The sequence below is a fragment of the Wolbachia endosymbiont of Cylisticus convexus genome (assembly GCF_003344345.1).
Map to the genome: position 1 here is coordinate 1 of NZ_QPIP01000085.1, position 9,563 is coordinate 9,563.

The following is a 9,563-nucleotide window of genomic DNA, read 5'->3' on the forward strand; positions in this document are numbered from 1 at the left end:
CCCCGTACTCCGTACTAGAGTACGATGATCCAACAAATTCTATTGTTTTATTTATGTTCACATTCGTTGTATTTTTTATAAATACTACTCCAAGTGCAGCATATGGGTAATAGTATATCTCATCATAACTACCCGAAAAACTTTTTGTGCATAACTCTCCGTAAATAAATGTTCCTTTACTTCCCTCTATAAAACTTAGTTGTCTTGGCCGATAAAAACTAACGTAATCTGTATCGTATGTATGGCTACCTGCTAGTAATTGCAACATATAGTCGGTTTTTGTTATATCACTACTCCACTTTCCAAGCTCTGTTGTAAAAGTTCCGTGACCAAAGTAATTATTTTTTCTGCCAAGTACACCAAATAAGAAAGGTAATGACCCTGATTCAACCATATTGCGCTTTCTTATTTCATTTATAAGAGACGCTTTTAACTGTTCATCCCGAGTTTTTACCTCATTAGAGATGTTTTCAATTCGAGTTTCTATTTCTCCTATAATTGATGAGCCAGATGGTACATTATTAACAGCACGAAAATCTTCTACTAAACCTTTAAGACCATCTTTATGACTATTACTAATGCTATTTATTGCTGCAATATTGGCATTCTTTCTCGTATCAAGTAGTGATATATGCGAATCTGATGATGCTTTTAAAGTATTTAAGGAATTATCCCTAAGCTTGTTGATTTCATTAACAGACTCTGTTTTTACTGCAGTTATTGCTGATATTGAGTTTGTTTTATTGCTGTTTATATCATTTAGGTGTTTTTTTGCACTATCAAGAAGTTCTTTTAGCTTACCATCAGTCATCTGTACAATTTCAGAAACCGCACTTTTGTCGACTATTGATTCCAATGCCTTAGCAAGATATGCAAGCTGATCTGGTGTACTGTTTTCTGCTAAATCCTTAAGCCTCTTTTGTAGTACATCAATTATCTCTTTTACCTCAGTCATCTGCACAATGTCAGCAATAGCTTTTTTATCTGCTATCAATTCCAGTGATTTTGCAAGATATGCCAGTTGATCAGGTGTGCTGTTTGCTGCTAAATCCTTTATCCTTTGGTATATTGCTTCTTTCATTCCCAAAAATTCAAAAAAGTTTCAAATCTAAATCGTTTAAAATTATTTTTTAGTTGATTATGCTCATCTTCTCTTTCGGTAATATCTTCATCTATTTTTTCTATAGCTCTTCGAATACGTACCACATCTTGAACTGCAATATTTTCTGGATGAGGCAGTGGATATCCTCGTTTGGTTTGGTCAACAGTCATTATGTGACAATCACTCTGAGATTTTTTACCTTAGGGCGATAAACAACTGTTCCACTTAAAACTAATTTTACCCTAGTCTCATTGCCATTAAAGTTTGTCAGCACATGAGTTCTCTCTACCCAATTTTCTCCAATTGGTTTTCCTGATGTTAAATTTACTAATTGCCATCCTTTGACGCTTTGTTCCACATATGCTTTAACATCTGCAGTGCCAGGTATTAGCGCATCATATGTTATGGTGATCTTGGTGTTAGCTCCTGCTGTAATGCTTCTCGTTACATAATCTCCGGACTCTGAAAGATTACCTAGAACTAGCTGTAACCCAGGATAGAGAACAGGACTTTTTTCTCGCCCTCCTTTTAGGCTTGCTTTTACCGTTAGCTCTCCAGATAATCTTTCACGCAGTGCGAGTGGTAAATTATCAGACAGAAAGTTTTCTTTTCCCTCTTCATCTGTTAAGATAAATTCTACATTGGTATCAAATGCTACTTTTTCAACATTTGTTAAAACTATTAAATCTGATACGTTGTTTACAGTAACTTTCCCAAGATCAATAACATAAGAATTTTCGCTAAATTTTGCAGCTAGTAATCGAAACGTTAAATCTAAATTTTGATGTGGAGTCCAAGTACTTGCATTGCTTGATGAAAGTAATACTCCTACTTGATAAGGTTGACTGGTTACCCATCTACTGTTTACTGCATCATATTTGCCAAGTTCTGCTACTTTGACCGCATTTTCCCCGTCATCGGTAAGTAAAACTATCGCATATTCCTGCCCTGCATGACAAAACACTGGTGACCAAGTTATACGTGTTGCTGTGCCATTGGTATTGATCTTAGCTGGCTCGATGGAATTTTCAGCGATAACTGTTTGCGAGGGCACTCCAACTGTTGTTTCTCTAATCTGCACAACAACACGTTTTTTGCCTTTATTTACAAACCATAGCTCCACGCCTCCTATGTGTCTGCTCTCATTTAGCGTAAATGTTTGCGCTAAAGGATCAACTCTTCTTGCTGCAATAACTCTTCTTCTTTCTTCTATGGTAATTGTTTTTTTACCAGTATAAGTTGCTTCTCCATAGCTTCCTTTATCCCCATAAAACTGTACTAATTTAGTACCTGCTGGAATATTTGCTGGTATTTTTATCTTTCCACTTATTCGTCCTTGATTTTCCACTTTTTTCCTCTATGCTATGGGTTGAATGCTTATGCCATCAAATTTTACTTCCTTAAGCTTTTCATCTGGCTCAAAACCTTCGATCTCAAAATTCTGTACTGCTTCTCTCATAAATTCAGCTTCGTATGTTCGCTTGACAATAGCTCTGTGGTTTCCGTAACATTAAAAACTCTTGTCACTGGACTTTTCCAGTTTGTTTTTACCTCTGTCCAGTGGTCAATGTTTTTATTTAGAGTAATTTGCACCGGTACTGGATCAAAAGCTTGATATGGATTAATTCTTTCTCCTTTAGTCTGTAAAAGCTGCTCTAGTACCGGTTCAAGTTCATACGGCAATAAATAACGTTCTTTACTCCTTTCAACATCAATGATTTCTACGTTTATTGGTAATATCAGTTCCTTGTTTACTATTGCTGCAAACTGAACAATTCCTTGATCACGCATATCATCATCAAAGAAGGGATCAACAAATACTCCTTTTTTGGCTGTCGGATCCCTTGAATTTGCATCATTACGCAAACGCTCCTCTGCAACTAGCGCATAAAGATCGCTTATTCCCCTTTTCATTGCTTCAAGCTCATTCATCGGTACAGCATGGATCGCATTATTCATTACTTTCACCCCTTCTTTTCCCCGGTTTTCCACGTCTGATGAATGTAGCAGAGTAAAAGTTGTCCGCTAGGGGCTTTAGGCATCGATGGTTTCCAAGGATGCGCAATTCCTTTTATTCTCCTTACTACCCCTTTTGCGTCTATGGTGATTAAATCATAGCGGGGCATTTTCCAGGTGTAATCAACTAGTACCAAAGAACCATCAACTGCCCCTTTTATTTTACATCCTTCTTCACTTATATCCTCAGGGCTTACATGAGTTCGACAGCGGTAGGTTATTTGATAACTACTTCCTGGTGCTGGTTCTCTTCCTGGTAATGACCAATCAACATTTCCACTACTTAGCTTATAATCTGTACTGTTTTCATAAATAACATTGCCTTGTTTAATCTGGATAATTTCTAGCACTGCAGAGTCAGGTATCGGATCTACAACTCCAGAGTATGAACCATGGGTCATAGTAATCGTCTTCTGAACGGTAATATCTACCTTTTTTATCTCGCTTATCGGAGAATCATGAACCTTAAGCTCCATTACTTTTTGGCTATTTGGCTGAAAAGTATGAGATTCTGATGCAACTGTCTTTATGTCTGGATCTTCATCAAAATAAGCTCGAATACTGTGGGATAATTCTATTTCATAGCCATCAACACGAGCTTTACCTCCATTAACCACAAATACCTGTCTCTTTCGACCTTTTTTTCCACCCCTTTCCTCTTCCTTCTGCAGAAACATTACTTCTAGGCCACTTACGACGTAGGAACCATTTGCCTCTTTATCATAACGAGCAAGAGCTGTGGTTACTATATTTGCTTGTGGTGGCGGTGAATGTTCTATCAGTACTCCATTTTCAATGTTATAGATTGGATAAAACTCTCCTTCAGAAAAACGTGGAGAAACACCTTCTGCTTGATATCCCCAAATGGTGGAAACTTTAAGCCTTGCTGCCCCTACTTCTTGGTAATTGCGTGTACCAACTGCAGGATCACGAAGATTTTCATCCTCAAGTTCTGTAATCGTAGATTCTAGATAATAAACACCGATGCGAACTGTAGTACTCAGTGGAATAACAAACTCTTTTTCCTCTACTTTTCTCACCGCTCCACGAAGATAGATTTTTCCTGATTCAAGCGTAACTTTTTCCCCATCTATAATACAATTGCTTCCTGTTATAACATCACCATCACGGAATATTGCATCACCTATGCCTTTAAGCTTAGAGAGAGCATACTCCTGAGTCTCGTTTAATTCTGCAGACTGTAGACCTCTTCCTGCTAGAAACAAGCTTTTCTCATATTCTTTGTCAGGATTGAAGCGGTTATAATAGGCGTTTAAAGTCATCTTTTTCCCTTTTTCTAAAATGTTACAACAAATGAAAAAGTTTCCCGGGTTGCTGAAGTCCTAATGAGCGGTACTGTATGTTCTAAAACTAATAAAATTCCATGGTCTTCTATATCTTGAGGTTCAAAATATCTCTGTCCTTCAGGCAATTCTTTTTTTACTTTTGTACCAACCATAACCCCTAATTCCCTTATCACTTGATTTGCTGCGTCCGTGAAATCGAAAGTGAATTTAAGGTAGAGATTGTTGGTTGGTACATTTGAGGGCCTAAACCTTCCAGAAGGGGTCAAAAGCTCTCCATTCTCATCACCTGTGCAGAAGAGTATCTCATCAACAACACGACGTCCAACTTCCTTAATTAATGTTGCAGAAGTAATGAGTTCCTGTGGTGTATCTTGAGTATAATCTATAGTGACTGTACCGCCTGCCGCAATGGAGCTGTTTTCTGTGCACTGAATAACACCAGTACTGCTATCAACTGTATAATCAATACTTGGCTGATAAATTATCTGTCCTGTAGTAACCTTCACATCTTTGACGGGGTGGTGATCTAGAGCTATTTCACCCTCAACAAAAACTTTTTTGACCTGATGGCTACTTTCCCAATTGGCATCACCACTACCCCAAGCAAGATGTATCGGCTGCTCTTTTATACTTGCGGCTATTGCTGCCCGACCTGATTGTGTAAGAATTGACATTTTTTCCCCTCTTACTATATATATACCGGATTTCTCACATGTTTTTCCGGAAAAAATGAAAATTTTTTTTGAAGTGCATTTCTATGCTTAAACATTCTTTTATCTTAAAAAACCAGAACTACTTTTTTCTTTCAAGAATATCGAAACAATGCTTTTTGACATATTGAAAATCGAGATTAGCTAGCTCACAAACAGTTTCAAAAGATTCAGAATTTAACCATTTTATCGCTTCTTCTTTCAGCTTTACGTTTTTTCCTACTGCATCTTTCATAGCCCTCTCAATGACAGCAATCCAGTTCGTCGTACCTCAAAACGGGACCTACCGTCTTAAGCATCAAGATAAAAATTGTTGTTTTTTATCATGGCATTTAAACAAACGACGATTTTTCTCATCACAGCAACTAATGCAACCTTAGTGGCTTTACCAGAGTCAACCAAACGCTGGTAAAGTGCTTTCATTTTCCTATTATGACGAATAGCAACCACGGCAGACATGTATAATGCTTTTCGAGCATAAAATCTGCCACCTATGATTTGAGCTTTACTCACTTTCCTTCCGCTTTCATTGGTTTTTGGTGCAACTCCAATTAGACAAGCTATTTCCTTATTATCTAGCCTGCCAAGCTCAGGTACCTCTATGAGTAGGATACTTGCTATTTTTCGTCCAACACCTTTATAGCTAGTTAGCAGTTTGCTTTTTTCCTTCAAATCAGGGTCAGAGTTTATTATACCTTCTATATCCTGTCTAATTTGCTCTAATTGTTTTTTGGCAAATTCTACCTGTTTTTCTATATATTCCCTAGCTTTCCCTGTAACCTTATGTAAACGACACATATTTGCGTGAACATCGTCGTTTAGGTTGCGCTCAACTGCCCTTAATTCTTTTAGTTCTTCTTGCTTTTGTGAAACTATGCATTCTACTACCTCATCATTTTTCGTGATAAATTCGGCATACTTTTCTAGCAATTTTGCATCTAATTTGTCTGTTTTTGCAAAGTGGTTGCAGGCTTTTGCGAACGCATATACCCGGTTTGGGTGAGCTCTATGAACAGCTATGTTATGTTCTCGCAACAATTTTATGACAAGTTTTTCGTAACCGCCTGTTGATTCTACTGCACATAACTTAACAAATATATTGTTAGTCATTCTTGATCTTATAAACTCAGATATAGCCCTTTCTGCATTCTCTATACGCTGATGTTTATTGTCGATTGAGATATCAAGTGTTTTTTTTGAAACATCAATACCCATAAAAACTATTCTAGCCATTTTTATACCTATAAATATAATCAAATAATAACGTAAATGCTGTACAGGGTTGTAATTCGATCTTTTAGATCCTTCTACCGTTCGTACTACATTATTTTAAGCTAGGAGTGTACTAAGGTCCCTACGATTTTTACCAATCAACCCAGTTGACAGTATCACTCCTTGCTTGTCATAGTCTTGCGACTTTGATTTAATATACAACCCAATCATTTTGAACATTTTTATTTTGTTCTGGAGTAATAATTGTAGTAATCTTGTTTTTTTCTCCATACCGATCAGCTTCAATACCAACTTTTGCAGTAAACTCTAACCCGTTAAAATCAGCTATAGAGTTGATTTTTCTAGCAGTAACTGCTTTCTCTGAAGTATCATGTGCATGAATATTTCGTGCTGACTCCAAAATGCTTCTAAGCATAGAACGTCCAGATTCTCCCCAAGTATCTTCTCCTTCAACGCTTGCTTTGCCACTTTTAATACCAATTACTTGAAAAATCTTACGTTTTGTATATAGACCTTCAGTGACAGTAAATTCAGCGTTTAAATAGATGCTGCCAGTAGTGTAGCTTTTAGTGAACCAATTTTCATAACCTCCAGGTTTAATGGCCATTTTGACTTTTACCGCTGTACCTTTTGGTATTAAATTACTTTGTGATTTTGCCGTATTAAAATCAGTTAAAAAATCTGATAGCATATTGTCCTCCTATAAATTAATTGCAAAACGAAAAAAAGAATCAACTCCATTGGTCTACAAGTTTCCAACGACCATTTATCTTATCGACAAGCTTGCTTGCCACACGTTCACCATTACGCAGTTCAAATACTATCTGACGTACAGTACTTTCTTCATCATGAGCAAACATCACCATACCAGTACTATAAAATCCCCTCAAAGAACCAGCTCCGCTCAAACCCTGAAATGGATCTTCTTCCAGCATTTTTTTCGATAATTTTTTTGTATGATGAGTGAGTACAATACAAGCATCTGGATTGACAGCACTGCGTAGCTTTTCAAGAGTCTTTTGCAAAAAGAACAACATAGCACTATTATCATTTTCATTGCCATATTCACTGCTAAAGATGTTACGCAATGGATCTATGGCCAAAACATCAGGTTTAAAGCGTTCATTCACAATTTCCTTGATCTCACTTATTTCATCATGATTAAATGATAAGTGCACCTTTGGCGTAATGATTAAGTTGTTAGCAGCTACATTCAAAAGTTCATTATCAAGTTGAAGTTGTTGCAACCGTTCTTTCATGTAGTCATATTCGATTTCAGTTTGCAGGTAGAAAATTTTCATAGGCTTACTTGGAGTCATACCTAAAAATGAAGCTCCAGCAGCCATGTGGACGAGCCAAGAGATCAAAAAGTCGCTTTTGCCAATTTTAGGTGGGCCACCCAGTACCAATAGACCTCTTTTTGTTAAAATTCTTGGTGAGATTATATCTTCTGGTATTGGCGATTGATCACTTAAATATTCCTTTACGCTATAAAAAGGGATTTTTTGACCGATGTTGAAAAAGCTTTGTTGTTTGGTAGAAGTCATAGTTTTAAATCCTCCTGATTAAGTTTTATCGCTATGACTCCCCCACCAGAACCGTGTTCCCGCACACGGCTCCACAATGTAGTATTCACAGCATTTCCTATTTTGTATATAATGAGTAGCATATTCTTGGTTTTGGTAATGGATTAACTTGTAGATAATGTATAAATTGCTTTGAATTCACACTCTTCTTCTGACTACGTCGGTTTATCCATTTATATGCTAGCTTGATTATCCGCCAGAAGAATTTATTCAACCAACGATAATTTCCGCTAACTCCGAAGTAGTTATAGTGCCCTGTTAGTTTTGCTTTAAGTACTGGCCACCAGTCTCTAAGGTGAACCTTGTTTCGGATCTTTTTCACCCATTCTTTGGTTTCTTTTAGTTTTCTAGATAGACTTACTTTCGAGGTTTTATGACCTATCATTACTCTACCTTTACGACTTCTTGTACCATAATGGGTGAATCCTAGAAAGTTGAAACTTTCCGTTTTTCGTTTCTCCCTTGTTGCCACTCCTTTTTGCCAAACTTTACTATTCTTGTTTTGTCTTCAGATATTTCCAGTCCAAATTTTCCTAGCCTTTGTTTCAGTGACTCTAAGAGTTCTCTAGCATCTTTTTCTCTTTCGCAGCAAAACAGGTGATCGTCTGCATACCTAACTAGCTCCATATAACCTTTAGATCTTAGCTTGAATTTCTTTTCAAACCACAAATCCAGCACATAATGCAAGTATATGTTAGCTAGTATAGGACTTATTATTCCCCCCTGAGGTGTGCCTAGTTCAGTTGCTTCGTAATGTCCTGACTCAACTATTCCTGCCTTAAGAAATCGCTTGATCAACCACAATAAGTTTGGGTCTGTTATCCGTTCTCTCAAGCATCTCATTAGCCATTTGTGCTGGACATTATCAAAGAATTTCTTGATATCAACTTCTACTACATAGTTAGTTGGTCTGTACATAACTGCTTTATTTAGTGCATTTACCGCTTGATGACAGCTTCTACCAGGACGAAAACCATATGAGTTATCCAGAAAGTTAGCTTCATAAATATTTTCTAATATCTTCTTCAGCATTATCTGGACTAACTTATCTTCTGTTGATGGTACCCCAAGTCCGCGTTTTTCTTTGCTTACAGCTTTTGGTATATATACTCTTTTCACTGGTTGCGGTTGATATTGCTTTCTCTTCATACTATCCACCAGAGTGCTAAGCTTCTCTTCAAGATTTTCTCCATAAGCTTCTACTGTCACCTGGTCTATACCACATGCCTTTTTAGCTCTTTATAACATTCAGCAAGATTCTCTGCGTTTATCAGATGAATTAACGATGTAAATTTCAATCGTTTATCTTGCCTGGCTCTTACTGTTATCTGATTTAGTTTTCTTTGCACGTTATTCCAACCTCCGTTGTATTGGCATAGCAATCCCTAAACCAGTCACTATATTGCTCCCTTGTATGTGGCTTTCCCACACTCTGAGTACTATCAGTCAGTCCGACTTCCTTTGCATCTTCCGTTAGTCCTCGCCTTTGTTGACTTGTTCCAACGTACCTTAATAGGAATACAAAGGATCTCTCCCAAGTTTACGTAAACTCCATCTCAACACGTGATACGGCCTCAGATCCCGATAGAGTGAGTGATAACTTGCCTTA

At 37.2% G+C, this 9,563-nt stretch carries 10 protein-coding genes and 1 pseudogene; all 11 read right to left on the minus strand.

The genetic code is table 11. The features are described 5' to 3' along the window. A partial coding sequence (locus Wcon_RS07650) for a hypothetical protein (RefSeq protein ID WP_114517443.1) occupies nucleotides 1–1,081 on the minus strand: 1,081 nt, incomplete at its 3' end. Further along, complete coding sequence (locus Wcon_RS07655; protein ID WP_114517444.1) at nucleotides 1,078–1,272, minus strand: hypothetical protein; 195 nt, start codon at nucleotides 1,270–1,272, stop codon at nucleotides 1,078–1,080. The genes Wcon_RS07650 and Wcon_RS07655, both read right to left, overlap by 4 nt. Beyond that, nucleotides 1,272–2,450, minus strand: a complete 1,179-nt coding sequence (locus tag Wcon_RS07660; RefSeq protein WP_114517445.1) for a hypothetical protein — start codon at nucleotides 2,448–2,450, stop codon at nucleotides 1,272–1,274. Before Wcon_RS07660 ends, Wcon_RS07655 begins: the two co-directional genes overlap by 1 nt. A gap of 9 nt (nucleotides 2,451–2,459) precedes the next feature. Then, a pseudogene (locus tag Wcon_RS07665) lies at nucleotides 2,460–4,401 on the minus strand (DUF4815 domain-containing protein). A 14-nt stretch (nucleotides 4,402–4,415) separates the two neighbouring features. Continuing rightward, nucleotides 4,416–5,099: a hypothetical protein gene (locus Wcon_RS07670; RefSeq protein WP_114517768.1), complete on the minus strand. Its 684-nt coding sequence runs from the start codon at nucleotides 5,097–5,099 to the stop codon at nucleotides 4,416–4,418. A 118-nt stretch (nucleotides 5,100–5,217) separates the two neighbouring features. After that, nucleotides 5,218–5,370, minus strand: a complete 153-nt coding sequence (locus Wcon_RS11460) for a hypothetical protein (protein WP_179947501.1) — start codon at nucleotides 5,368–5,370, stop codon at nucleotides 5,218–5,220. A 56-nt stretch (nucleotides 5,371–5,426) separates the two neighbouring features. Then, nucleotides 5,427–6,368: an IS110 family RNA-guided transposase gene (locus Wcon_RS07675; protein WP_114517251.1), complete on the minus strand. Its 942-nt coding sequence runs from the start codon at nucleotides 6,366–6,368 to the stop codon at nucleotides 5,427–5,429. A 190-nt stretch (nucleotides 6,369–6,558) separates the two neighbouring features. Further along, entirely contained in the window at nucleotides 6,559–7,059 is a 501-nt protein-coding gene (locus tag Wcon_RS07680) for a hypothetical protein (protein ID WP_114517252.1), read from the minus strand. A 40-nt stretch (nucleotides 7,060–7,099) separates the two neighbouring features. Next, complete coding sequence (locus tag Wcon_RS07685; protein ID WP_114517253.1) at nucleotides 7,100–7,915, minus strand: AAA family ATPase; 816 nt, start codon at nucleotides 7,913–7,915, stop codon at nucleotides 7,100–7,102. A 465-nt stretch (nucleotides 7,916–8,380) separates the two neighbouring features. Continuing rightward, on the minus strand, nucleotides 8,381–9,163 hold the full coding sequence (gene ltrA, locus Wcon_RS12145) for a group II intron reverse transcriptase/maturase (RefSeq protein WP_237350007.1): 783 nt from the start codon (nucleotides 9,161–9,163) through the stop codon (nucleotides 8,381–8,383). 5 nt (nucleotides 9,164–9,168) lie between these two features. Beyond that, nucleotides 9,169–9,303, minus strand: coding sequence for a hypothetical protein (locus Wcon_RS12565; protein ID WP_255565478.1), 135 nt, complete (start codon nucleotides 9,301–9,303; stop codon nucleotides 9,169–9,171). Nucleotides 9,304–9,563: the final 260 nt, after the last annotated feature.